General features: G+C 64.7%; 21 protein-coding genes. 7 read left to right on the forward strand and 14 right to left on the reverse strand.

All coding sequences use genetic code 11. The features are described from left to right. The first annotated feature begins 109 nt into the window (after positions 1-109). Positions 110-448, forward strand: a complete 339-nt coding sequence (locus ACP159_RS03840; protein WP_425098317.1) for a hypothetical protein — start codon at positions 110-112, stop codon at positions 446-448. Positions 449-542: 94 nt separating this feature from the next. Then, positions 543-1,127, forward strand: a complete 585-nt coding sequence (locus ACP159_RS03845) for a VOC family protein (RefSeq protein WP_425098318.1) — start codon at positions 543-545, stop codon at positions 1,125-1,127. Positions 1,128-1,129: 2 nt separating this feature from the next. Here the strand turns inward: ACP159_RS03845 and ACP159_RS03850 are convergent, their stop codons facing one another. The 3 genes from ACP159_RS03850 to recA all read right to left on the reverse strand — a co-directional run bounded on the left by ACP159_RS03850 (position 1,130) and on the right by recA (position 5,388). Then, positions 1,130-1,417, reverse strand: coding sequence for a DUF1330 domain-containing protein (locus tag ACP159_RS03850; protein ID WP_425098319.1), 288 nt, complete (start codon positions 1,415-1,417; stop codon positions 1,130-1,132). 57 nt (positions 1,418-1,474) lie between these two features. Continuing rightward, positions 1,475-4,153, reverse strand: coding sequence for an alanine--tRNA ligase (gene alaS, locus ACP159_RS03855; protein ID WP_425098320.1), 2,679 nt, complete (start codon positions 4,151-4,153; stop codon positions 1,475-1,477). 164 nt (positions 4,154-4,317) lie between these two features. Then, positions 4,318-5,388, reverse strand: coding sequence for a recombinase RecA (gene recA, locus ACP159_RS03860; RefSeq protein WP_425098321.1), 1,071 nt, complete (start codon positions 5,386-5,388; stop codon positions 4,318-4,320). A 181-nt stretch (positions 5,389-5,569) separates the two neighbouring features. Between recA and ACP159_RS03865 the strand changes: the two genes are divergently transcribed. Next, positions 5,570-6,163, forward strand: coding sequence for a gamma-glutamyl kinase (locus ACP159_RS03865; protein WP_425098322.1), 594 nt, complete (start codon positions 5,570-5,572; stop codon positions 6,161-6,163). Between the two features lie 37 nt (positions 6,164-6,200). On the opposite strand, the gene ACP159_RS03870 is transcribed toward ACP159_RS03865, so the two are convergent. The 11 genes from ACP159_RS03870 to ACP159_RS03920 form a co-directional block, all read right to left on the reverse strand. Then, positions 6,201-8,534: an ATP-binding protein gene (locus ACP159_RS03870; protein ID WP_425098323.1), complete on the reverse strand. Its 2,334-nt coding sequence runs from the start codon at positions 8,532-8,534 to the stop codon at positions 6,201-6,203. Between the two features lie 84 nt (positions 8,535-8,618). Beyond that, positions 8,619-9,770, reverse strand: a complete 1,152-nt coding sequence (locus tag ACP159_RS03875; protein ID WP_425098324.1) for an RsmB/NOP family class I SAM-dependent RNA methyltransferase — start codon at positions 9,768-9,770, stop codon at positions 8,619-8,621. A 60-nt stretch (positions 9,771-9,830) separates the two neighbouring features. After that, the gene (locus ACP159_RS03880; protein WP_425098325.1) at positions 9,831-10,541 is read right to left on the reverse strand and encodes a FadR/GntR family transcriptional regulator; all 711 of its coding nucleotides are present in this window, start codon (positions 10,539-10,541) and stop codon (positions 9,831-9,833) included. Between the two features lie 29 nt (positions 10,542-10,570). Beyond that, positions 10,571-12,085 carry a galactarate dehydratase gene (gene garD / locus ACP159_RS03885; RefSeq protein ID WP_425098326.1) on the reverse strand — a complete coding sequence of 505 codons (1,515 nt, stop codon included), beginning with the start codon at positions 12,083-12,085 and terminating at the stop codon, positions 10,571-10,573. Beyond that, positions 12,085-13,329, reverse strand: a complete 1,245-nt coding sequence (locus ACP159_RS03890; protein WP_425098327.1) for a glucarate dehydratase family protein — start codon at positions 13,327-13,329, stop codon at positions 12,085-12,087. The genes garD and ACP159_RS03890 overlap by 1 nt, the downstream gene beginning before the upstream one ends. 72 nt (positions 13,330-13,401) lie before the next feature. Beyond that, positions 13,402-14,550, reverse strand: a complete 1,149-nt coding sequence (locus tag ACP159_RS03895; protein ID WP_425098328.1) for an enolase C-terminal domain-like protein — start codon at positions 14,548-14,550, stop codon at positions 13,402-13,404. After that, a complete protein-coding gene (locus ACP159_RS03900) occupies positions 14,547-15,413 on the reverse strand; it encodes an alpha/beta hydrolase (protein WP_425098329.1) in 867 nt (288 codons plus the stop codon). Before ACP159_RS03900 ends, ACP159_RS03895 begins: the two co-directional genes overlap by 4 nt. Beyond that, on the reverse strand, positions 15,414-17,102 hold the full coding sequence (locus tag ACP159_RS03905; RefSeq protein WP_425098330.1) for an ABC transporter ATP-binding protein: 1,689 nt from the start codon (positions 17,100-17,102) through the stop codon (positions 15,414-15,416). It abuts the gene before it with no gap. Positions 17,103-17,351: 249 nt separating this feature from the next. Further along, entirely contained in the window at positions 17,352-18,548 is a 1,197-nt protein-coding gene (locus ACP159_RS03910) for an ABC transporter permease (RefSeq protein ID WP_425098331.1), read from the reverse strand. After that, on the reverse strand, positions 18,541-19,527 hold the full coding sequence (locus tag ACP159_RS03915; RefSeq protein ID WP_425098332.1) for an ABC transporter permease: 987 nt from the start codon (positions 19,525-19,527) through the stop codon (positions 18,541-18,543). The genes ACP159_RS03910 and ACP159_RS03915 overlap by 8 nt, the downstream gene beginning before the upstream one ends. A gap of 136 nt (positions 19,528-19,663) precedes the next feature. Next, positions 19,664-21,568, reverse strand: coding sequence for an ABC transporter substrate-binding protein (locus tag ACP159_RS03920; RefSeq protein ID WP_425098333.1), 1,905 nt, complete (start codon positions 21,566-21,568; stop codon positions 19,664-19,666). A 190-nt stretch (positions 21,569-21,758) separates the two neighbouring features. Between ACP159_RS03920 and ACP159_RS03925 the strand changes: the two genes are divergently transcribed. The 4 genes from ACP159_RS03925 to ACP159_RS03940 all read left to right on the forward strand — a co-directional run bounded on the left by ACP159_RS03925 (position 21,759) and on the right by ACP159_RS03940 (position 25,609). Then, positions 21,759-22,646: an SMP-30/gluconolactonase/LRE family protein gene (locus ACP159_RS03925; protein ID WP_425098334.1), complete on the forward strand. Its 888-nt coding sequence runs from the start codon at positions 21,759-21,761 to the stop codon at positions 22,644-22,646. Positions 22,647-22,746: 100 nt separating this feature from the next. Next, positions 22,747-23,895 (forward strand): mandelate racemase/muconate lactonizing enzyme family protein, encoded by a 1,149-nt coding sequence (locus tag ACP159_RS03930; protein WP_425098335.1) that lies wholly within the window; start codon positions 22,747-22,749, stop codon positions 23,893-23,895. Beyond that, positions 23,892-24,815: an alpha/beta hydrolase family protein gene (locus ACP159_RS03935; protein WP_425098336.1), complete on the forward strand. Its 924-nt coding sequence runs from the start codon at positions 23,892-23,894 to the stop codon at positions 24,813-24,815. The genes ACP159_RS03930 and ACP159_RS03935 overlap by 4 nt, the downstream gene beginning before the upstream one ends. Beyond that, the gene (locus tag ACP159_RS03940) at positions 24,812-25,609 is read left to right on the forward strand and encodes an NAD-dependent epimerase/dehydratase family protein (protein ID WP_425098337.1); all 798 of its coding nucleotides are present in this window, start codon (positions 24,812-24,814) and stop codon (positions 25,607-25,609) included. The genes ACP159_RS03935 and ACP159_RS03940 overlap by 4 nt, the downstream gene beginning before the upstream one ends. Positions 25,610-25,638: the final 29 nt, after the last annotated feature.

Raw genomic sequence — 25,638 nt, forward strand, 5'->3', positions numbered from 1 at the left:
AGCGATTTCTCGCTTACCGTTTTCGCAGCGGCCAAAGATTTTTCAGGCCGCGAGGCCCGACATTTTTCACCCCGTCCGGGCCTCCAAATTCAACAGTGAGGACAGTTCCATGACCCATTTCGCCAAGGCCCTCTTCGCCTCCCTCTTCGCTGCCGCTCTGGCCAGCCCGGCTCTTGCCCATGAAATCGAGAGCAGCACCGTCACCCTGCCCGTGATTGGCGCCGGGGCCACGCATGAGGTCGTCATCCATTGCCACCACGGCTACGCCCTCTCCGGCGGCGTCAAGAAGGGCAAGCGCCTCTTCCCCACCGGCCCGCTGGTCGTCTCCGGCAGCTATCCCAAGACCACGCGCAGCTGGGCCATCGAGTTCAGCAATCGCAGCGGCCGTCCGACCGGTGCGATGGAGGCCAATGCCACCGTCTACGCCCTCTGCGGCTATCACCACTGACGCGCCTGCCGCGCACCGCACAGACGGTGCGCGGCGCTTTGCAGGTGATCCGGGACAAAAGCGTGTTATTTCTTCGGGAAACGGAGGAATGACCATGCAGAAAATACAGTCCCAGGGCGTCCATCACATCACCCTCGTCGGCGCGGACCGCCAGACCTCGATCGACTTCTGGGAAGGTGTGCTCGGCATGCCCTTCGTCTTCGAGCAGCCGAACCTGGACGACGCCGCGCAAAGCCACCTTTACTTCGATCCCGGCGACGGTCGGCTGATCACGATCTTCACCGCCGAGGACCGCACCGCCGACCGCCGCCGCACGCCGACGGAGCCGGGCTGCGTGCATCACATCGCCTTCAACCTCAGCCGCGCCAACTGGTTGTCGGCGCAGGCGCGGCTGGAGGCGCGTGGCATCGCGGTCACCGTCCGCGACCGTGGGTTCATGGATTCGATTTACTTCAAGGACCCGCTCGGTCTGACCATCGAACTGGCCAGCTACAAGTTCGAGCCGCCCTTCGGACGCACCCACGCCGAGGTGCTGCACCACGCCCACAAGATCCGTGTCGAGCAAGGCGATGCCGCCATCGCGACAGAGCATGTCGCCCTCGCCATCGACCGCATGGGCGAAGAGCGCGGCATGAGCCTCTCGACAGACCGCGCTCCGAAAAACCCTTTCAAGGGTTAGGCTTACTCGGAGGTCTCCACCACCAGAAGCTCCCGCTCCGAGGCGCCCCGGGCGTGGCTCAACGCCTCCTGATAGGCCTCGGAGTGATAGCACTCGACCGCAGCCTCGACGCTCGGAAACTTCGCCACGACATTGCGCGGACGATCCTTGCCTTCGAGTTGCACATACCGCCCGCCGCGCGCGATGAAACTGCCGCCATGCGCGGCAATCGCCGGGCCCGCGAGCTTGGCATATTTGCCGTAAGCCTCGTCATCGGTGACGGTCACATGCGCGATCCAGAGTGCGGGCATCGTCTTTCCTTTCCGTATCGTGAAACGCAGCCCCGGGCTTGACCCGGGGCCTCCTTCTCAACCAGCGATCACGGCTTCCGCCGCCTTGATCGCGCCTTCGGCATTTTCCACAGACGCGCCGCCGCCCTGGGCCATGTCCGGACGGCCGCCGCCGCCCTTGCCACCCAGTTCGGCCACGGCTGCTTTCACGAGGTCAACAGCCGACAGCGTGCCTTTCAGGTCGTCGGTGACACCAGCGGCCACTGCCGCCTTGCCATCCGCATCGGCAATGAGCAGCACCGCGCCGGAGCCGATCTTCGCCTTGTGCTGGTCGATCAGCGGCGGCAGGTCCTTGCCCGTCACGCCGGACAACACCTGCGCGACGAACTTCACGCCATTGATTTCACGGGTTTCCCCGCCGGCAACACCCTGCCCCGCGCCGCCGGCCATGGCCAGCTCGCGGCGCAGGTTGGCCACTTCGTTCTCCAGCTTCTTGCGCTCGTCGAGCAGCGCCTTGACCCGCGCAGGAGCTTCCGCCGCCTGCGTCTTCAGAACACCCGCAACCTCCGCCAGCAGCTTGTCTTGCGCCCCCAGATGCGCCAGCGCCACCTCCCCGGTCAGCGCCTCGATCCGCCGCACCCCGGCGCTCGACGCACTGTCTCCCAGGAGCACAAACGCCCCGATATCGCCGGTCTGGCGCACATGGGTGCCGCCGCAGAGTTCCAGCGAATAGGTCTTGCCATCCGCGCCCTTGCCGGAGCCCTCCTGCGTCCCCATGGAGACCACGCGGACCTCGTCGCCATATTTTTCGCCAAACAGCGCCTGCGCCCCGAGCGCCCGCGCGTCGTCCGGCGTCATGATCCGGGTGTTGACCGCGCTGTTCTGCCGGATGAAGGCGTTGACGTCCTTCTCGACCCGCGCAATCTCCTCCGCGCTCAGCGCCTTGCCGTGCGAGAAGTCGAAGCGCAGACGATCCGGCGCATTCAAGGACCCGCGCTGCGCCACGTGATCGCCAAGCGCCTCGCGCAGCGCCTCGTGCAGCAGGTGCGTCGCCGAGTGGTTCGCCCGGATCGCGCCCCGGCGGCCGTGATCGACCTCCAGCGCCAGCGCATCGCCGCGCCTGATGGTGCCGCGCGTGACCGTGACATTGTGCGCGAAAACCTTGCCGCCGCCCATCTTCTGGGTGTCGGTCACATCCGCGCCCTGATCCTCGTCTTCCAGACGGCGCAGCCAGCCGGTGTCACCGACCTGACCGCCGCTTTCGCCATAAAACGGCGTCTGGTTAAGCACGACCCAGCCGGTTTCGCCCTCGTTCAGGCTATCCACCAGCGCACCATCCTTCACAAGCGCCAGCGCCTGTCCTTCGGCGGCTTCGGTGTCATAGCCGAGAAAGTCCGTCGCGCCATGCTTGTCGGCAATCTCGAACCAGACCGCGCCATCCGCGGCCTCGCCGGACCCGGCCCAGGCCGCGCGGGCCTTCGCCTTCTGCTCGGCCATCGCCGCGTCGAACCCATCGGTATCGACCGAGCGGCCCTTTTCGCGCAGCGCGTCCTGCGTCAGGTCGAGCGGGAAGCCGTAGGTGTCATAGAGCTTGAAGGCCGCCGCCCCGGGAAGCGGCGCATTCTCCGCCAGCCCGTCCAGCTCTTCATCAAGCAGCTTCAGACCGCGATCCAGCGTCTGCTTGAAGCGCTTCTCCTCGTTCTCCAGCGTCTCCTGGATGAGCGCCTGCGCCTGCCGCAACTCCGGATAGGCGCCGCCCATCTGCGTCACCAGCGCCGGAACCAGCTTGTGCATCACCGGGTCCTGCGCCCCCAGAAGATGCGCATGCCGCATGGCGCGGCGCATGATCCGCCGCAGCACATAGCCGCGTCCGTCGTTCGACGGCATCACGCCATCGGCAATCAGGAAGGAAGTCGAGCGCAGGTGATCGGCGATGACGCGATGATGCATTTTGCCCGGACCGTCGGGATCGGCGCTCGTCGCATGGGCCGAGGCCTCGATCAGCGCCCGCATGGTGTCCGTCGCGTAGTTGTCGTGGCTGCCCTGCAGCAGCGCCCCGATGCGTTCGAGCCCCATGCCGGTGTCGATCGACTGCATGTCGAGCGCCTTCATCGAGCCGTCCTCGAACTGCTCGTTCTGCATGAAAACGACGTTCCAGATCTCGATGAAGCGGTCGCCATCCTCCTCGGGCGATCCCGGCGGGCCGCCCCAGATGTGATCGCCATGATCGTAGAAGATTTCCGTGCACGGGCCGCAAGGCCCGGTCGGCCCCATCTGCCAGAAGTTGTCGGACGTGGCGATGCGGATGATCCGGTCATCCGGCACGCCGACCTTCTTCCAGATATCGAAAGCCTCGTCGTCCGTGTGGTAGACCGTAGTGTAAAGCCGCTTCGGATCGAGGCCGAATTCCTTCGTCACCAACTCCCAGGCAAAGGGAATGGCCTGCTCCTTGAAGTAATCCCCGAAGGAGAAATTCCCCAGCATTTCGAAGAAGGTATGGTGCCGCGCGGTATAGCCGACGTTGTCGAGGTCATTGTGCTTGCCACCGGCCCGCACGCATTTCTGCGCCGTGGTCGCGCGCTTGTAATCGCGGGTCTCGACGCCGGTGAAGCAGTTCTTGAACTGCACCATGCCGGAGTTGACGAACATCAGCGTCGGATCGTTGCGCGGCACAAGCGGGCTGGAAGGGACGACCTGGTGACCCTGCTTCTCGAAGTAGTTCAGGAAGGTGGAACGGATGTCGTTCAGTGATGGCATGAAGGGCGGCCTCTTCTCGGGCGAATGTGGTGCCGCCGGGTTTATCCCCACGCGCGGCGCGTGTCCATAAGCGAGGGCTTCGCCCGGCCCCGCCATTGGACCGAATTCAAACGAAAAAGAGGCGCCACAAGGGCGCCTCCGGCTTTCGGCAAGCGAGTCAGCCGTCAATCGTCGTCGACCATGTCCGGGTCGTCGTCGCCCATGTGGAAATCCAGCCCGTGTGCCGCGCGGATCTTGTCTTCGATCTCCAATGCGATCTGGGTGTTTTCCTTCAGGAAGGTCTTCACGTTCTCGCGGCCCTGACCGATGCGCTCGTCGCCGTAGGAATACCAGGCGCCGGACTTCTCCACCACGCCCGCCTTCACGCCAAGGTCGATCAGCTCGCCGGTCTTGGAAATGCCCTCGCCGTACATGATGTCGAACTCGACCTGCTTGAACGGCGGCGCCACCTTGTTCTTCACCACCTTCACGCGGGTCGCGTTGCCGACCACCTCGTCGCGATCCTTGATCGCGCCGATGCGGCGAATGTCGAGGCGCACGGAGGAATAGAACTTCAACGCATTGCCGCCGGTCGTCGTTTCGGGCGAGCCGAACATCACGCCGATCTTCATGCGGATCTGGTTGATGAAAATGACCATGCAGTTGGTGCGGGAAATCGAGCCGGTCAGTTTGCGCATCGCCTGGGACATCAGGCGGGCGTGCACGCCGACGCTGCTGTCACCCATGTCGCCCTCGAGCTCCGACTTCGGCGTCAGCGCCGCGACGGAGTCGACCACGACGAGGCTCACCGCGCCGGAGCGCACCAGCGTGTCCGTGATCTCGAGCGCCTGCTCGCCGGTGTCCGGCTGCGAGATCAGCAATTCGTCGAGATCGACGCCCAGCTTCTTCGCGTACTGCGGATCGAGCGCGTGCTCGGCATCGACAAACGCGCAGACGCCACCTTTTTTCTGTTCCTCTGCAATGGCGTGCAGAGTGAGCGTGGTCTTGCCCGAGCTTTCCGGGCCGTAGATCTCGATGATCCGCCCCTTCGGCAAACCGCCGATGCCGAGCGCGATGTCGAGACCGAGCGAGCCGGTCGAGGTCGACTCGATGTCGCGCAGCGCGTTGTCCGCGCCGAGTTTCATGATCGAGCCCTTGCCAAACTGCCGCTCGATCTGGGCCAGCGCACTGTCGAGCGCCTTCTGCTTGTCCGCGTTGCGCTTGTTATCCATTGTCAGGAGGTCTGCCGTTGCCATCACTTCCGTCCTTATTTCACACGCCGGTCCCGGCGGCAATCACTGCATTTGTTCTCGCCTTGTTCTTGACTGTATGAGATCAAATAGAGAACATTTCAAGTCAATTCTTCCGCTTTGCAGTTTCGCGCCGGACGGTTAAAACTTCGTTGACGCCGAATGGGATCATGCGAAGGACGTGAAAATGCTGGTTTTCTGGAAGGCGCGGCTGGTGTTTCTGGCGGTCCCAAAGACCGGAACATCGGCTTGGGAATCCGCGCTGATGTCCTTTGCGTCGATGACGGTCCTGGACCCGCCGGAGCTCAAACATGCACCGGTCTACCGATATAACCGTTTCTTTCGGCCCATGTACGAGAAGATGGGCGCGCCGGACATGGAACTTCTGGCGGTCGTGCGCGAACCGGTATCCTGGCTCGGCAGCTGGTACCGCTATCGGCAGCGCGGCTTCCTGGAGGGCAAGCCCACCTCCACGCGCGGGATGAGTTTCGACGATTTTTGCCAGGCCTACGCGCGGGATGACAGGCCGGCTTTCGCAAATGTCGGCAGTCAGGCGAAGTTCATCGAACCCCGACCAAACGGCGTTTCGGTGACACATTTGTTCAGGTACGAGAATCAGTCGGGTCTGATCGACTTCCTGCAGGATCGTTTGGACATCGCCATCGACCTGCCGCGCGAAAACGTCTCTCCGAGGCGGGATTTGGAGATTTCGAAGGAAACCGAAGCCCTGCTGCGTGCGACCTGCGCGGCCGACTTCGTCGCTTGGGAGAACGCGCGATGACGGTGTGGATGATTTCAGACTAGAGTCTTCCCCACCGTCAGGACAGTTGTTGATGGACCGTCTCGGTGAGATCCGTCAGCGAGAACGGTTTTGGAAGGAAAACCGAGTTCGGTATCTCCTCGTGCCCCTCGCCGAACGCGTCTTCCGCGTAGCCGGACACGAACACCACCCGCACATCCGGCCGCGATTTCCGCGCCTCGCGCACCCAGGTCGGTCCGTCGAGTCCCGGCATGACCACATCCGTCACAAAGATGTCCACCGCCAGCGACTTGTCTTCCAGAGTCTCAAGCGCCTCTTCCGCCGTCTCCGCCTCGATCACCGTGTATCCACGCAGACGCAATGCCCGCGCCGCGAAGGCTCGAACCGGCGCCTCGTCCTCCACGAGCAACACGACGCCCGATCCTTTTTCCGGCAGTTTCCGCGCCTCTGGCTCCGGCTTGGGCACCTGCGCTTCCGTTGTCGGCTCGAAGGCTGGCAACAGCAGCGTAAAACAGGTGCCCTGCCCGAGCACGCTGTCGACGAAGATGAATCCGCCGGTCTGCTTGACGATGCCATAAACCGTCGAAAGCCCCAGGCCCGTCCCTTCACCCGGTCGTTTCGTGGTGAAGAATGGCTCGAACACCTTTTGCAGCTTGTCCTTGGGAATCCCGGTGCCTTCATCCGTGATCCGCACCGATACGTAAATGCCCGGCTCAACCACCGCGCGATCTCGTTCCATGGCTTCCCGGAGGACACGCCGTTCGGTTTCCACCACGATCTCGCCGCCATCGGGCATCGCGTCGCGGGCGTTCACGACGAGGTTGACGATCACCTGTTCGAGTTGCCGCTTGTCGCCCCGGACGGGTGGCAGGATCGGGTCATGCTTCAGCGTCAGGGTCACACGCTCCCCGACCAGCCGGTTCAGAAGATGCATCAGGTCGGACAGCGTATCCCGCAGGTCCAGCACCTCTCGCCGCAGGTTCTGTTTCCGCGAGAATGCCAGCAACTGCCCGACGAGAGATGCGGCCCTGTTCGCGTTCTGGTTGATCTGAACGAGGTCACTGTAGTCCGGATCGCCCTGGTCGTGGCGCAGCAACATCAGGTCGCAGTGCCCGGATATCGCCGTCAGAAGATTGTTGAAGTCATGGGCAACGCCGCCGGCAAGCTGGCCGATGGCTTGCATTTTCTGGCTTTGCACAATCTGCATTTCCAGTGTCTTCAACTCGGTCGCGTCGTTCAGAACAGCGACGAGGCAGGGTTTGCCCGCCTCCGTGACCTGTTTCAGCGTGACCTGCACGAAGACCTCTGGATCGTCCCGAGTGAGGCGCAGGAATTCCGAACGGTGCAGCCCGCGTCCCTCCATCGCTTCCTGCAACCAGTCCACGAGGGGACGTCCGAGACCGACCATGTGCTCGGCGAGATTGCCGCCGGTCGGGCCGCTCAACGACAGCATCCGCTGCGCTTCGGGGTTGGCGCGCAGGATAGTGCCGTCGGCATCGACCTTGACCAGAGAAACCGGCAGGTTGTCGAAGCCGCCATCGACCTCGGCCACCGGGTCTCGGACAGGCTCCCGCTCCACAACCGGAAGTAGCGACAGTTCGATCCGACCGGCGCCGGTTTCCGCGCTGTGCAGGATCATGGGGACGGGGCCGCGCGCGGTGGTGACGACATGGACACTGCCAGAGCGGAGCGGCATGTCCTCGATGATCTCTTCGATCCGTTTGACCCTTCGTCCGGCCAAGTCGCGCGCGCGCGCGTTCATGTACAGAACCGCGCCATTGCGCCCGAGTGTCAGAACCGCCTGATCGCCACGTGCCGCGCTGTGCTGGGCGCTGTCGGGCTCAAGCCGCCAGAACACGATCGGACCCGGCAGAAGACGCGTGTAGACGCGGAATCCTTCGGCATGGCTGGTAATATCCTCCACCGCATAACCATCTGATTCCGCTCGATTCTGAAGCCTGTACAACACCCCTTCAGCACTCGCGAAAACGTCGCGCAGCACCACCGCCAGGGCCGTCCCCTCGTCGATTGAAAATCGCGTCCGGGCGCTCTTGTTGGCGCCGATCAGCCCGCCGCGTCCGTCGGTAACGAAGCAGTAATCCGGATCGCCTTCGACCAGGTCGAGCAGCAGGGATGTCCGCCGCATGCGCCGCCAATCCGCGAGCGCCTTGGCCAGAAGCCAGCCGATACCCATGCTGCCCATGGTCCCGGTCCCGGCGAGAAGCGCGGTCCGGATGACACCTGTCGGTACGAACCAGGAGGCAACGAGGGCGGCGGCCGCCATCATCAACATGGCGAAGGCACCATATCGAAAGGCCAGACCGAGGCTGTTGTCACCCTCCTGATAGGATGTGGCCGTCAAATCCCAACTCCCGTGGCGAATCTTGTCCATGATTTAACACACCCGAGCATTAATCGGTGGTTAACCGAACTCATCATCACGCTAAAATTGAGAACTTCCCGCGAAAAAATCAACCTAAACGCGCATCATGATGGCCGCGAAGAAGCCGTCTCCTCCATCGGACGGCAAAAATTGCCGGGACGCAAGAGTTTTCCATTCCGGGTTGCGCGCCAGAAATGCCTCGACTTGCCGGGCGTTTTCTTCGGACAGCACAGAACAAGTCGCGTAGGCCAGCACGCCGCCGGGTTTCACAAGCGCGGCGCAATTGCGCAGGATCGCCGCCTGTGCGCCACACAGATCCTCCAGCATGTCCGGCGTCAGGCGCCACTTGCCTTCGGGGGCCCGCCGCCAAGCTCCGCTCCCGGAACAGGGCGCATCAGCGAGCACGAGATCGTATCCGCCCGACACGCGCTCCACGATCCGCACATCGGCCCCGGCCCGGGCCGCGCGCTCCGGCAGGTCGGCCATGCGGTTCGGATCGGCGTCGTGTGCGTCTATCCTCACTCCGGGCAGCCGCGCGGCCATGGCGAGGGTCTTGCCGCCGCCGCCGGCGCAATAGTCCAGCACAGCCATACCCGGCTTCAAGGGCAGCATGTCGACGACGGCCTGGCTCGCGGCATCCTGCAACTCGACACGGCCTGTCCCGAACGCCGCGCTCCGCGCGATCTGCCGGGCGCCGTCCGTGACCCTCAGGGCCGTGGGCGACAAGGGGTGCGCAACCGCCGCTATGCCGTCCTCGGCAAGGGCCGCAATCGCCGCGTTCACGTCTGATTTCAGCGTGTTGACCCGAAGGAAAACCTCAGCCCGGCGGCGCAGCGCCTGCGCCGCGTCTTCCGCCTGATCGCCAAGACTGTCAACGAAGCGCACGGCGAGCCAGTCCGGCAGGTCCCAGGCCTCGTACCCTTCCGGTGCTCGGCCTACGTCATCGCCCTCACCGACGGGCGGAGGCCCGTAGGCTCCGCCGCAAAACAGCGCTCCGACGTCTTCCCCCTGCGCCCGCAGCAACCCGAGGATTCGCGCACGCCCGCTCTCTCCCCCGCCCAGGGCCGCGCAGGATCGCCACCGCCGCAGCACGTCGAACACGAGGTCGCGCACCGCGGCACGGTCCTTCGACCCCGCATACCGCGCGCCACGCGCCCAATTCGTCAGTGCCCGCTCCGCGGGCTCGCCCCCGGCAATCCGGTCAATGATCTGGATGGCGGTCTGGACGCGGGCGGCGGGCTGCATGGCTTACTCCGTTGCAAGAACCCCGCCGATGTGACCGAAGCCGCCGCGGGTGTCCAGACTTCACCCCTTGCGGAGCAGTCTGCGATACCGCCGCTGCGAGCCCTCGAGATGCTGGCGCATGGCGCTGGCCGCAGCCTCCGCGTCCTGGTCGAGGATTGAATCGACAATACGCCGGTGCTCTTCGTCGATGAAGTTCAGGTAACTGTCGGGAGCGCGCACGGACGAGCCTTGCTGCAACGCCTTGCGCGGGATCGCCGCGGCGCCGAACATCCTCAGCACCTCGGCAAAGCGCGGGTTGTTGGTGGCGTCGGCAATGGCCAGGTGAAAGGCAAAATCCGCCTCCGACGTCGTCTCGCCCGCCTGCACCCGCTTGGTCACGTCGACCGCCGCATCCATGATCCGTTCGATCTGGACCGCCGAGCGGCGCATCGCGGCAAGGCGGGCGCTTTCCACCTCGATTCCGGTGCGCAGCTCCAGCACCTCGATCACCGAGGAAATCCGGTCGAAATCCACGTCGGTGAACGGCAGCCCGCTGTCCAGGCTGTCGCGAACCACGAAGACGCCCGCCCCCCGGCGCGGCTCCACGAGACCGTCCGCGCGCAGCGAGGCAACAGCTTCGCGCACCACGGTCCGGCTTACGCCGTACTCCTCGCACAGCCGCGCCTCGCTGGGCAGCCGGGCGCCCAAGGGGAATTCACCGCCAAGGATACGCGCCGAAAGCGCCTCCTTGGTCGAATGCACCAGAGTGCCGCCCTGTGCCCTGATGTCCACGACTGTATCCTCCGGTTTGACCCTTGCCCTTATGTTACCGGCGCCGGATTGAACAGCGCCAGTGCGTTGAACAGTCCCAGCCCCTCCGCCTTCGTCGCCTCGCCGCTCGCGGTGCGCAGAATGTGTTCGAACACCCGCTGTCCCATCTCCTCGATGCTGACCGCGCCGGTTGCGATCGGTCCGGCGTCGATATCCATCAGATCGTGCCAGCGCCGCGCCAGATCGCTGCGCGTCGCCACCTTGAGCGTCGGCAGTGCCGCGAGGTTATACGGTGTGCCGCGCCCGGTGGTAAAGATGTGCACCGTCGCACCTGCCGCCAGCTGCAACGTGCCGCAGATGAAATCGGAGGCGGGCGTGGCGCAGTATTGCAGACCCTTGCCCTTGACGCGTTCGCCCGGCGGGATCACCCCCATGATCGGGGCATTGCCGCTCTTGACGATGCTGCCCATGGCCTTCTCGACGATGTTCGACAGCCCCCCGGCCTTGTTGCCGGGCGTGGTGTTGGCCGCACGGTCGACACCGGACCGGGCGAGATAGTCATCGTACCAGCTCAGCTCGCGGATGATGTCCCGGGCAACCTCCTCGGTCCCGGCGCGGGCGGTCAGCTGCGCAATACCGTCGCGCACCTCGGTGTTCTCGGAGAACATCACGGTGCCGCCCGCCCGAACGATCAGGTCCGCCGCGACGCCAAGCGCCGGATTGGCGGTCACCCCGGAAAAGGCATCGGAGCCGCCGCACTGCATGCCGACGACCAGATCGGAGGCGGGGCAGACTTCCCGCTGACGGCGATTCAGGGCTTCGAGATGCACCGCGGCCTCGGCCATGATGCGGCGGATCATCGGCTCGAAGCCGTCCTCCTCCTGAAGCGTCACAAGCGCCGCCTCGGGCAGTTGCAACAGCGCGGGCTGGAGTTTCTCGCAGCCGAGCGAGACCACGAGCGCCCTGCCCCCGAAGTTCGGATTCCTCGAAATGTTCGACAGGGTCCGGATCGGGATCACCGCCTCCGGCGCGTTGATCGCAACACCGCAGCCATAGACGTGCTCGAGGGCCACCACCCCGTCGACATTCGGATACTTCGGCAGAAGCTCCTCGCGGATGCGTTTCACCGCGTGTTCAACCACCCCGGCCACACATTGCACCGTTGTCGTCACCGCCAGCAGGTTGCGCGTGCCGACGGTGCCATCGGCGTTGCGATAGCCCATGAAAGTCGCCTCGACCGGCCCGCCGATGTCGACCTTCCGCGTGGCAAGCGGCAATTCGTCAAGCCCCGGCGCTTCCGGCAGGCCGCTGTTGTGTTCGTTCACCAAGGACCCGGCAGGCAGGTCTTCGGCGGCGATACCGATCACCACGTCATAGCGCCGCACGGCCTCTCCCCGGGCGAGGTCCACCAACGCAACCTTGTGGCCCTGTGACACGCGGGTCTTCAGCGTCACGCCCATGACCTCGGTGCCCTCCGGCAGGCCTCCGTCGTTGACGACGATGGCGACATTGTCCTCCGGGTGCACGCGGATCAACCGCGGCGTATCCGACACATATGCGTCCATCAGAATTTCGGCCTTTCGAACGTCCAGTCGGGCCAGTGCCGACGCATCTCGGTTTCGTCATCCCGGTGCGTGTACCCACACGCAACATAGTTCCGATGCAGGCGTTTGAGCGCGTCGCGGTCCAGCGTCACCCCCAGACCCGGCCCATCGGGCACCCGGACGCAGCCGCCTTCGATCCTCAGCTTGCCGCCCTCGATCACCTCGTCGGTCTGCCAGGGGTAATGCGTGTCGCAATCGTAGCTCAGGTTCGGTGTCGCCGCCGCAAGATGCGTCATGGCGGCGAGGCTGATGCCCATGTGGCTGTTCGAGTGCATCGACAGACCGAGGCCCCAGATCCGGCAGATCTCCGCCAGGTCCCGCGAGGCTTTCAACCCGCCCCAGTAGTGATGGTCCGAAAGGATCACCCGGAAGGCATCGTGTTTCATGTTCGGCGGCAGGTGCTCCTGTGCCACCACATACATATTGGTGGCCAGGGGGATGCCGGTCCGCGCCTGCACCCGCGCGTTGCCCTCGATGCCGACCGTCGGGTCTTCGAGATACTCCACCAGCCCTTCAAGCCGCGGCAGGTATTTCAGCGTGGTCTCCACGGTCCAGCCGCCGTTCGGGTCGATCCGAAGCGGGGCTTTCGGGAAGCGGGCGCGGAGGGCCTCCAGCCCGGCAATCTCTTCTTCCGGCGGCAGGATACCCGCCTTGAGCTTGATCGCCTCGAAGCCCCAGGTGTCGATGAAGCGCTCCGCCTCGCCGACCAGCTGCTCCGGGGTCAGAACCTCACCCCAGTCATCCGGCTCTTCCCCGGCATGGCCCGCGAACTTGTAGAACAAATAGGCGGAAAACGGGACTTTCGTCCGCACTTTGCCGCCCAGAAGGTCACATAAGGGACGATCAAGGGCCTTTCCGAGCGCATCCCACATGGCCACCTCGACCGCCGCCACGACCCGGGGCAGCAGCGCCTCCTGCCCCATGTAGCCGGTCAGGTTGCCGACGACGCTCTCCCGTGCCTTGGCCCAGAGCGCGTTCAGATCGGTGACCGCGACACCGCGCAAACCCGGGGCCAGCGCCTCCACAGCCTCAATGAGCTTTTTCGTGCCGTAGCTCTCGCCAAGGCCGATCACGCCGTCCTCTGTCTCCACCTCGATAATGGAGCGCAGCGCGAAGGGTTGGTGACAGCCTGCGTTGTTCAGCAGCGGCGGATCGCGAAAGGCGATCGGGGTTATGCGCACGTCGGCGATGCGAAGGTCTGTCATGTCGTCTCCGGTGTCCGCGCTCGGGGATGGCGGGTGTGGGGTATTTGGACCAAAAAGAAACGCAAGGCGCGCTCAGACCTGATGGGCGTCGATGTAGTCGAGGTTGAGGTCCTGCCCCAGTCCCGGCTCCGCGCGGCCATGAACATAGCCCTCGCCGTCCATCTCGTCGTCGATGCGGTTCTGGTATTCCTTCGGTTTGTCGTAGTCGATGAAGGGGTGCAGCAGGCCGCGCTCGTAGAAGCTGGTGTTGTGGATCGCCAGCGCCACGGCGAGGTTGCCCGCGCCGGTGCCGTGCATCTCGCAGGCCATGTGGAAGCTCTCTGCCATGTTGGCCGTCTTCATCGACGGCGTGATGCCGCCCACGTCCCAGACGCCGCAGCGCACGAGGTCGATGGCGTCGGCCTTGACGTATTCGGCACGGATCCAGTGCTTGCCGGTCATGGTCTCCGGCCCGAGGATGTTGAGATCGCAGCTTTCGCGCAGCCACTTGTAAGAGGAGATGGACGCCTCCTCCATCGGCTCCTCCATCCAGCGGAAATCCAGTTCCGCCAGCTTGCGGGCGAGCCAGAGCGTATCCGTGCGGGAATAGAAGTGATGCGGGTCGAGCATCAGCGGCACGTCCGGGCCGACCGCCTCGCGCACGGCGGCACAGGCGGCGTAGTCCTTCTTCGGATCGGGCGCGCCGGGCATGGGGGGCATCCAGCCATGCAACTTCACCGCCTTGTAGCCCCGGGTGTTGACCATCCAATCGGCGAACCTTGCGTAATCCTCCGGCGTGGCGAGGCCGTTCTCGAGATCGTCGCCGCACATGGTCGAGCCATAGGCGAGGATCTTCGGCCGCGCCCCGCCGAGCAGCTTCCAGACCGGCTGGCAGCAGATCCTGCCCTTGAGGTCCCACAGGGCGAGGTCCACCGCCGTCAGGGTGCGGTCGCTGAGCTGGCCACCGGAAAGTCGCTGCCATTCATAGATGCGATACCAGAGTGCCTCCGTCATCATCGGATCGCGGCCTATGAGATTGGGGCGGATGAAGCGCTCGATCAACTCGGGGCGAACCTCCGCCGGGCGGCAGATCACCCTGCCCTCGCTGCCATCCTCGCAGGTAATGGTCAGCAGCGCGCTGGTCGTCTGGCTTTCCGGCCCCGGATGACCGTGGCCGTCACTGTCGCGCACGGTGTTGGAGGTGTGGGTGAAGACCTTCACGGTCACCGATGAGATCGTCATGTTTGCGGGTCCTTGAGGGTGATGAGACGCGCCGAGGCGAGGCTCAGACACGTATCGGCAGCAGGGATGAGCCTGCCGCGATTGATGAAACCATGGGTCACGCCGGGCTCGATGTGCAGCGTATGGGGGACCTTCGCATGCGTCAGGCGCTCCGCCAGCTGGCGGGAATCGTCCGCCAGCACGTCGAGTTCGGCGCTGATGATATGGGTTGTCGGCAGGCCGGTTAGGTCGCCGGCAAGCGGGACCAGAAGCGGGTTGCGCCGGTGCTCCGCCTCGGGATCGACCATATCGAACAGCATTTTCATCCGGGCGCGGCTGAGGCCGAAGCCATCGGCATATTCGACATAACTGGCGGTGGCGAAATCACTGCCGCAAACCGGATAGAACAGCAACAGACCGTCAAGGCCGCTCTCTGCCAGCGCGAGACAGAGCGCCAGATTGCCCCCGGCAGAGGCGCCTCCCGCTGCGATACAAACGGGCGTGGCACCGAGACCGCCCGCCCGGACAAAGGCCAGCGCCGCGCGGCAGTCGTCCAGTCCCGCCGGAAAAGGGTGCGCCGGTGCAAGGCGATAGGATATGGACAGGACCTGCCATCCGGTGTCCGCCGCCAGAGCGCTGCAGGCGCGGTCGTTGAGGTCGATGGAGCCGCCAGCCCAGCCGCCGCCGTGGATGAACAGCAGCAGCGGCACCCCTTCCGCCCGGTTGTAGAGCCGCGCCACCTGCGCCTGACCGGCACCGCCCGGGTAGGTCAGGTCCTCCGCCGATACCGTCTTTGCGCCCTCGCGCCAGTAGGCCGCACCGAGTTCCGGCGTGGCGAACCCGTCGTTGATCCTCTGGGCTTCCAGCACCCCGTCCGCGAACATCTAAGCCACCTCCGGCTGATAGCGATGCCGGGGCCGGGTGCCGCGCAACGCCGGGTCCGCGATGGGCACGGAGCTGAGCAGCGCCTTGGTGTAGGGATGCTGCGGATTGGTGATGATCTCCTCGGTCTCGCCGATCTCGACGATCCGGCCGCGATACATCACCGCGACGCGGTCGCAGAAATAGCGGATCACCGCCATGTCGTGGCTGATGAACACGAAGGAGAGCCCCTTCTCCGCCTGCAGTTTCAACAACAGGTCCAGCACCTGGGTGCGGATGGAGACGTCGAGCGCGGAGGTCGGCTCGTCGGCGATGATCACCTTCGGATCGAGCGCAATCGCCCGCGCCACCACGATACGTTGCCGCTGCCCGCCGGAGAAGGCATGCGGATAGCGCTCCATCATGCCGGGATCGAGGCCGACCTCGCGCAGGAGGTGCGCCACGCGGTCTTCCAACTCCTGCCCCCTGGCAAGATTGTTGACCACCAATGGCTCGGCGATGATCTGCTTGACCGTCATGCGCGGGTTCAGCGACGCGAACGGGTCCTGGAAGATCATCCGCACCTCGCGGCGCACCTGCCGCAGGCGATCCTTGCTCGCGGTCACGAGGTTCTCACCGTTGTAATCCACCAGCCCAGCCTGCGGGTTGTAGACCCGGGCGATGCAGCGACCCACGGTGGTCTTGCCCGAGCCGGACTCGCCCACGATGCCGAGCGCCTCGCCCTGTCGGAGTGTGAAGGACACGCCGTCCACCGCCTTGGTCACATCGGTAACACGCTGGAAGAAGCCTTCCTTCTTTTCGAAATGCAGATGCAGGTCTTCGACCTTCAACACCTCCCGCGCCGTCGCCGCGGGCCGGGTCTTGAACGCCGCAGGTTCCTCCAGCCGCTTCACCGCGCCGAGGAGTTTCTGCGTGTAGGGATGCTGCGGCGCGTTGAAGATCTGGTCGACGCCGCCTTGCTCCACCACATGGCCCTTCTCCATCACGACGACCTGATCGGCGATTTCCGCCACCACGCCCATGTCATGGGTGATGAACATGATCGCCATGCCGTTGTCGCGCTGGAGATTGCGCATGAGGTCGAGGATTTCCGCCTGCGTCGTCACGTCGAGCGCCGTTGTCGGCTCGTCGGCGATCAGAACGTCCGGGTGACAGGAGAGCGCCATGGCGATCATCGCCCGCTGGCGCATGCCCCCGGAAAACTCGAATGCGTAGCGGTCGAGCGCCTTGTCCGGATTGGGAATTTCCACCTGCGCCAGCGCGTCGCGGGCCATCTGCCGGGCTTCCTTCTTGCCGACGTCGCGGTGCAGGCGGATGGCCTCGATGATCTGGCTGCCTATGGTGTGCACCGGCGAGAGCGAGGACATCGGCTCCTGGAAGATCATGCCGATGCGGCCGCCCCGGATCGCCCGGATCTCCTTGCCACGCGGGTCCATGTCCGTCAGGCAGACCGGCCCGGTGCCGTCGGGATCGAAGAGGATGCGCCCGCCGTTGATGACCCCGGGACGCGGGACCATGTTGAGAATGGTGCGGGCGGTCACCGACTTGCCGGAGCCTGACTCGCCGACGATGCAGGTCGTCTTGCCCCGGTGGAGATCGAAGCTGATCCCGTGCAGCACATCCACCACGCCCTGCCGCAGCGTGAAGCCGACGTTGAGGTCCTCGACCGAGACGATGGGTTTGTCGGTCATTGGAAAAGTCCTTTGGGAAGTCTGGTTGGAACGGAGCGCGAGACAGAGGCCGAGTGGATCCGGCGCGCATGCGCCATGCCCGACCTCCCCCCCGGGAGGCCATACTGCGCAACACCATTGTGCGTGCCGCGGTTATGGTTTCCTCCCGTGGCGCCGCGCTTGCCTGACGGCCATCCCGAAGTCGGGCATGGCGCATGCGCGCCGGGTGCAACCGTTGCGAATATCGTTGGCAAACTCATGTGCCTGCCCTCACTGCTCATAGGGATCGGCCGCATCGCGCATGCCGTCGCCAAGGAAATTGAAGGCCAGCACCGCCACCACGACGAAGCCGCCGGGGATGAACAGCCAGGGGGCCTGGGAGATCGACAGGATGTTCTGTGCTTCCTTCAGCAGCACCCCCCAGGAGATCGCCGGCGGCTGCAGGCCGAGGCCGAGGAAGGAGAGCGACGTCTCCGCGAGGATCATCAAGGGCACCGCCAGCGTCAGGGAGGCAATGATATGCGAGGTGAGCGAGGGCAACATGTGGCGGAAGATGATCCGTCCCTCGCTCGCCCCATCGAGCCGCGCCGCGATGACGAAATCGTCGTTCTTCATGGCGAGGAAGCGCCCGCGCACCACGCGACCCAACTCGGTCCAGCCGACGAGGCTGACGATCAGGGTGATGACGAAATACTGCTGGTAGATCGGCCAGCTCGGCGGCAGCGCGGCAGCAAGCGCCAGCCAGATCGGGATGGTCGGCAAGGACAGCACAAACTCGATGAGGCGCTGGATCACAGCATCGACGCGCCCGCCGTAATAGCCCGACAGCCCCCCGAGCGTGATGCCGAGAAAAAGCGAGATGACAACGCCAACGAGGCCTATGCTCATGGAAATGCGCGTGCCGTACATCGCCCGGCTGAACATGTCGCGGCCGAGCCGGTCCGCCCCGAAGAGGAAGAACTTGTCGCGCGGGTTCACAGTCGCGAAGAGGTGTACATTCGTCGTCCAAATGCCCCAGAACTTGTACTCTTCCCCGCGTCCGAAAAGCTTGAGGTAGATCTTCTCGCCCGACGGGACGTAGGAGATCGCCAGGGTATCCGGATCGCGCTGCCGGTCCATCTCCCAGACATAGGGCCGGATGCGCGTGCCCTCCTCCGTTTTGTCGATGAAATGGATCATCTGCGGCGGATGGAAGACGGCGCGGCGGTTCTGCTTGGTCGGATCGTCGGGCGCGACGAATCCGGCGAAGATCGCGATGAGGTACAACAGACCGATGACCCAGAGACCGAACATGGCCAGCTTGTGGCGCCTGAAGCTCCACCAGGTCAGCTGCCACTGCGAGGCAATGGCCACGCGGTCCGGATCGAGATCGCGCTCGAGCGCCGGGGCGTCGTGCTGGTGCGCGTCCGCAGGAAGCTGCGGCTCGTGCGGCGCGTCGAGTGCGTCAGCGGACTTCGGATTATTCATAACGGACCCTCGGGTCCAGAAGGACCAAAAGAATGTCGGAGATCAGCATGCCCACCACGGTGAGCGACGACAGCAGCAGCACGAAAGCGCCCGCGAGGTACATGTCCTGGCTCATCAGCGCCTGCAGCATCAGCGGCCCGGCGAGCGGCAGGCTCAGCACGATGGCGGTGATGACCGCGCCGGAGACGAGGCTCGGCAGCACCCAGCCGATGGTGGACACGAAAGGATTGAGCGCAACGCGCACCGGGTATTTCATGATGAGCCAGAACTCAGAGAGCCCCTTGGCCCGGGCGGTGTCGACGTAGGGTTTGTTGAGCTCGTCCAGCAGGTTGGCCCGCATGATGCGGATCAGCGAGGCGGTCGAGGAGGTGCCGAGCACGACCACCGGGAGCCACAGGTGCTTCATCAGGTCGCCGACCTTGGCGAGGCTCCATGGCGCGTCGATATACTCGTCCGAGAACAGCCCGCCGACGTCGCTGCCGAAGTAGACCACACCAATGTACATCAGCACGAGGGCAAGCAGGAAGTTCGGAGTGGCGAGGCCGATGAAACCGATGGTGGTGGCGATGTAATCGCCGATGGAATACTTCTTCACCGCGGAATAGACGCCGATCGGGAAGGCCACGGCCCAGGTGAAGATTAGCGTGGCGAGCGAGAGCAGCAGCGTCAGTCCCATGCGCTCCCAGACGAGGCCGCTGACCGGCTGGCGCCATTCGAAGCTCATGCCGAAATCGCCCTGCACCACATTGGTGATCCACTTGAAATACTGGACGTAGAGCGGCTGATCGAGACCGAAGCGCGCGCGCAGGTTCTCGATGCTGGCCTGGTCGAGCACCTCGTTGCTCTCGCCGAGCTTGGCGATGTAGGTGGTCAGGTAGTCTCCCGGCGGGGCCTGGATCAGCAGGAAACTGACCACGGAGACCGCGAAGAGAAAGGGCACCATCCAGAGGATGCGCTTGAGGATGTAACGCCAGATCATGGGGTTCCTGCCTGTGGTTGGGGGTGCGGGGCACAGCCCCGCCCTACGCACCCGTCGCGCCGCTCGCAGCGCCGGCTGCCGCCGGGAGCGCTGCGCACCCGTTGGGCGGGGCCATATGCCCCGCCCAGGGTCTTCGTCAGTTGGCGTAGTAGTAGGTCTGCGGCAGGGTCGGGCCCGGGTCCGGATACATCCAGGACGACGGGATCGCCTCCGGCACGTTGCGCAGGTTCTTGTTCACCACGCCCACGAGGTTCGGCGCGAGGCTGATGCCGATGACCTCGAACTCGTCCGCGGCCAGCTGGTGGATCTGGCGGAAGATGTCGAGCGCCTTCTTCTGGTCGGCTTCGGCTTTGTACTGATCGTAGAGCGCCAGCCGCTGCTTCATCGACTCCGTCGGCTCCTCGCCTTCCGCGCCGCCCGTCAGATACCAGCGGGTCCACGGAATGGCGTACCAGGATGCCTGCGGATGGGTTGCCAGCACGTCACGCGGATCGAGCGTCGGATCGAGACCGCCCGGCGCACCCCAGACCATGAAGTCATGCTCGTTGGCCTCGCCCCGCGAGTAGTAGATCGAGCGTTCCACGGAAGACGAGGTCAGCTCGACACCGATTTCCTTCCACTGTTCGCGCATGATCTCCAGCGTGTCGCCCCAGTCCGGCTGTTCGATGCCGGTGAAGTTGACGTTGAAGGTGAAACGGCGGCCGTCCGGCAGCAGGCGGTAACCTTCGCTGTCACGTTCCGCCAAACCCGCCCCGTCCAGCAACTCGTTCGCCATGTCCGGATCGTACTCGGTGAACTGGCGGCCAAGCTGCTCGTTGTAGAGCACATGGTCCGGGCGCGGCCCGATCTGCCAAGGCTCGCCCTGCCCCTGGTAGACGATGTCGATGATCTCGTCGCGGTCGATGCCGAGGCTCAGGGCCTTGCGCACGTCCTTGTTGCGGATCACCTCACGCATGACCGGATCCTTGTGGGTCTGGTTGAGATGGATCGCCATCACGTTGGAGTTGGAGTTGATCATGTTGAGCAGCTTGTAGCCGCCCTTTTCCGCGTTCTCCGCGAAGATCGGCTTGTTCGACAGGTTGGAGATCTGCCGCCGCTGCATGTCGATGTTGCCCGCAACCGCTTCGAGGACGATGGCCTGGTTGTCCTGCGCCACGCCCATCTCGACGGTGTCGATGTAGGGCAGCTGGTTGCCGGCCGTGTCGACCTGCCAGAAGTACGGGTTGCGCTCCATCACCACGCGGGTCGAGCCTGCGGTGTAGCCGTCGCCGGTGATGATCCAGGGATCGAGCGTCGGACGTTCGGCGTTGGACCAGCGGTTCGGCGCCTCGACCTCGCCGCAGCGCAGGCGGTAAAGGCTCGGCCAGTCCTCGACGGCCTCGGTGGCATCGACCATCGCCTGCACGTCGGCGTTGTACTTCGGATGGAACTGCTGGCAGTAGTGCTTGGCCCAGATCACCGGCTCCTGCGCCAGCGGCGTCGCCAGCTCGGTCAGGAAGGTGCCATACGGCCCGGCGAACTTCAGCTTCACCGTGGTCTCGTCGATCTTCTCCGCCTGCATCGGCTCGCCGTTGACGACGAAACGCGACGGCGGTGTCGGGTAGAACTCGCTGTTGTTCAGCAGATCCTCGACGAAGAACATGATGTCATCGGCGGTAAAGGGCTGGCCGTCGGACCATTTCATGCCCTTGCGCAGGTGGAAAGTGAATTCGGTTGAGGCGTCGTTGACCTCCCAGCTTTCGGCGACGTTCGGGATGACCTCGGAGAAGTCCGGTTTCCAGCGGGTCAGGCCCTGCGGGCTGTTGATGCGCAGGATGGAGTTGTGATCGTTCGAGCCGCCGAGCATGCGGCGCAGCTTGCCGCCGTAAACGCCCACGGACTCCAGCGGCGTGATGACCTCGGGCTGCTCCGGCAGCCGCTCGTCGACCGGCGGCAGCGACCCGGCGGCCACCTTCTCGGCCAGCATCGGCGCCTCCTCAAAGGCCCAGCCTGTCACCGGGATCAGCGCGGCACAAACCGCCAGCACTGAGACAGGACGCATGATGCGTCGCATGTAAGACATTGCAAATTCCTCCCTTGAAGGGCCGCTCCTGTCGACCCGTGCCGGTATTCGTGACATTTCGATTGCCAAGCTGTCAACAGATTCATATGACAGGTAGGACAACTTGTATGATGAGATGGCGCGCGCCGCGATCCGGCGTATGCAGCCCATCACCGGAAGGCACGGAAACATGGCGGAAATCACCATTGAAAGCGTTGTGAACAGCCATTCGAAGGTCGGCGAAGGCGCAGTCTGGGACGACCGCGCACAGGTCCTGTGGTGGGTCGACATCCCCGACGGGCTGATCCACCGATTCGACCCGGAGACCGGCGAAAACCGCAGCCGGAACTTCGGCGAACCTGTCGGCTGTCTGGCCCTGCGCGCGAGCGGCGGCATGATCGTGGCCGCCAAGTCCGGATTCTGGGAATACGACTGGGACACCGGCGAGCGGAGTCCGATCCACGACCCGGAGCCGCACCTGCCGCACAATCGCTTCAACGATGGCGCGACGGACGCGCAGGGAAGGTTCTGGGCGGGTACCATGAAGGACGGAGGCGGCGATCCCGAGCGTCTCGGCACCTTCTACCGGCTCGATCCGGACATGTGTGTAACCAAATGGAAAGACGGAATTTTCACAACGAACGGCATGACCTTCTCGCCGGATGGAAAGACGCTCTACTACTCAGACAGCAACCCGGAGGTGCGCACCATCTGGGCCTGTGAGTATGATACGGAGACCGGCACCCCCGGCCCGGAGAGGGTCTTCTTCGACACCCGCGCCGTGGCGGGCAGGCCTGATGGCGGCACCGTCGACAGCGAAGGATGCTACTGGCAGGCGGGCGTCTCCGGCTGGCAACTCTACCGCCTCTCGCCGCAGGGCGAATTGCTGATGACCATCGACATGCCGGTCGAAAAACCGACCAAACCCATGTTCGGCGGCAAGGACCTCACGACCCTCTTTGTCACCTCCATCGGCGTCGGGCTCAGCGAGGGCCGCGACCAGCCGGATGCGGGCAACCTCTTCGCCATCACCGGCCTTGGGATCAAGGGCATGGCGCAATGGCGATTCGCCGGATGACAGGACCGACACCACTATTTCTTCTTGGCAAAAATACCCAAATCCAACCTCTTCCCCTGCTCAGACGTCCAATATGAAAATCACATCTCTGAAAAGTTATATGACATGTGACCGCGACCGTCCCCGGGTGCTCGTGGCCATCGGCACCGACGAGGGCATCACCGGCTGGGGCGAGTGCTACAACCACGGGCCCGACCGCGCTCTGCCGCCGCTGCTCGATTACCTGTTCGGGCAACTGGAGGGCGAGGACGCGCGCCGCATCGAGCGTCTTTACCAGAAACTCCTGATGCAAAGCCGCTTCCCGCCGGGCGCCCTCGGCCTCGCCGCGATCTCCGCCATCGACCATGCGCTCTGGGACATTTCCGCAAAGGCGCTGAATGTCCCGGTCTACCAGCTGCTCGGCGGCGCGGTACGCGACCGGGTGCGCGTCTATCTCGGCGTTTATTCCGCGCCCGATCCGCTCGACGTGCGCGACTTCTGCAAACGGATGCACGACCAGTATGGCTTCACCGCCTTCAAGATGTCGCCCTATCGCAACGATTTCCTCGCCGAACCCTGGGGCAAGACTCTGAAGGCGACGACTGACTGGGTCGAGGTGCTGCACGGCCTTTGCCCGGATTTCGAGTTCGCCTACGACGCCCATGCCAAGCTGTTCGAGCCCTGGCAGGCGGAACAGTTGGGCAATGCGCTCGCCCCGTTCCACCCGATGTTCTACGAGGAACCGATGCGGCCCGAAAATATCGAGGCCTGGGGGGCCTTGAAGCGCAAACTCACCGTCCCGCTTGCCACCGGCGAGAGCCTCTACAACCGCCACGAATTCCTGCGCCTGCTGCAGGTCGGCGGTGCCGACATCGTGCAGCCGGACATCTGCGCCGTGGGCGGCATCTCGGAGATGCGCAAGATCGCGGCGTTGGCGGAGGCCTTCTTCGTCCCCGTCGCGCCGCACAACCCGATGGGGCCGCTGGCGACGGCGGTGAACCTGCATTTCTCCGCCGCCTGCCCCAACTTCAAGATCCTCGAATACCGCCTGCCGACCGGCGCGTCCTACCATTCGGACGGGATGCAGGGTGACGACACCGCTGCCTACGTCAAGGACCCGTACCTGCCGGTGGACGGCCATCTGGAGCTGCGTCCGGATCGGCCCGGCTGGGGTGTGGAGATCGACGAGGACTACCTGAAGACCGACCGATACGTGCATTGGGAGCGCAAGCTGCCGAAACGTCCGGACGGATCGTGGAGCTTTACATGAGCGGGCTGCGCGACACGCTCCGGGCGTTGCTCGCCCTGCCCGCGCCTGGCCCGGCGCCGCAGGCCGCGATGATCAGCAGCACGCCTGTCGCCCACGGCTATACCCGCGAGGAGTGGATCATCGGCAAGGCCCCGGCGACCCTGCTTCGACCTGGTGGGGATAATTTTAGTCTAAAATTATCCCCACCTGCGTCCGTGCTCTATTGCCACGCCCATGGCGGAGCCCACGCGCTTGGTCGCCGCGAACTCTGTGAAGGTGCGCGTTGGCTCACCGGCCCTTATGCGCCGGACCTGATGGCACGCGGCGTCACCGTCCTTTGCCTCGACATGCCGGGCTTCGGCGAGCGCATGGGCATGGGCAGCGAAAGCGCCCTCGCCAAGGCAGCCCTCTGGCGCGGACAGCCGCTGTTCGGGCGGATGCTCGAGGACCTGCAGGCCGCCGTCACCTGGCTGACTGCGCAATCGACGGCCCCCATCGCCACGCTCGGGATGTCGATGGGCGCTGCTCATGCCTTCTGGCTGGCCGCGCTGGACACCCGCATCTCTGCCTGCGCCCATATCGCCATGCTCGCGAACATGGCCCCGTTGATCGCCTCCGGCACCCATGACCGCCACGGCCATTTCCTTACCGTCCCGGGCCTTCTGAAACACGCGGACATGGGAGACGTCGCCGCCCTGATCGCGCCCCGCCCGCAATGCGTGGCCCTCGGAGACGGCGATCACCTGACACCGCCCGAAGCGCGCGATCCCGCCCTCGCCCGCCTGCGCGCCGCCTATGCCCCCGGAACGCCGCTGGACGTCCGGGTCTTTCCGGCAGACACCCATATCGAAACCCCGGCCATGCGCGCCCACGTCCTGTCGTTCCTCGACCGATGGACCGCAGGCGTCGCAGACCAACCGCAGAAAAGGAACACCGCATGAAACGACTGCTCATCACCGGCGCCAACGGCGGACTCGGCTCGATCTGCCGCGACCGGCTCGGCCATCTGGCGGGCACCCTCCGCCTCAGCGCCCGCAAGGGGCTGGGCGAAGCCCGCGCCAACGAGGAAATCGTCTACTGCGACCTCGGCGACAAGGATGCGGTCGAGGCGCTGGTCGAGGGCTGCGACGGCATCGTGCACATGGGCGGACAGGCGACCGAAGCGAAATGGGAGACCATCCGCAACGCCAACATCGACGGCATGTTCAACCTCTACGAGGCCGCCCGCAAGTCGAGCACCAAGCCGCGCATCGTCTTTGCCAGTTCCAACCACGCCATTGGCTTCCACCGCCAGACCGAGCGTCTGGATGCGAAATCCGTGACCCGTCCGGACGGCCTCTACGGCATTTCCAAGGTCTTCGGCGAGGCCATGGCGTCGATGTATCACGACAAGTTCGGCATCGAGACCGCCTGCGTGCGCATCGGCTCGTGCTTTCCTGAGCCGAAGAACCACCGCATGCTCTCGACCTGGATGAGCTACGACGACTTTGTCCTGCTGATCGAACGCATCTTCATGGTGCCCGTGCTCGGCTGCCCGATCATCTACGGAGCCTCGAACAATGCCGCCTCCTGGTGGGACAACCGGGAGGTCGCCTACCTCGGCTGGCAGCCGCAGGACAACGCCGAAGCGTTCCGTGCGAAGATCGACGCCGAGATGACCCCGCCCCCGGGTGATGACCTCAACGCCCTCTACCAGGGCGGTGCGTTCTGCGGCGACGGCATCCACGAAGACTGATCTCCAGACATTCCCCAACAGAAAGCCAA

This window comes from Tropicibacter sp. S64, from assembly GCF_049803835.1.
Classification (GTDB): domain Bacteria; phylum Pseudomonadota; class Alphaproteobacteria; order Rhodobacterales; family Rhodobacteraceae; genus Pacificoceanicola.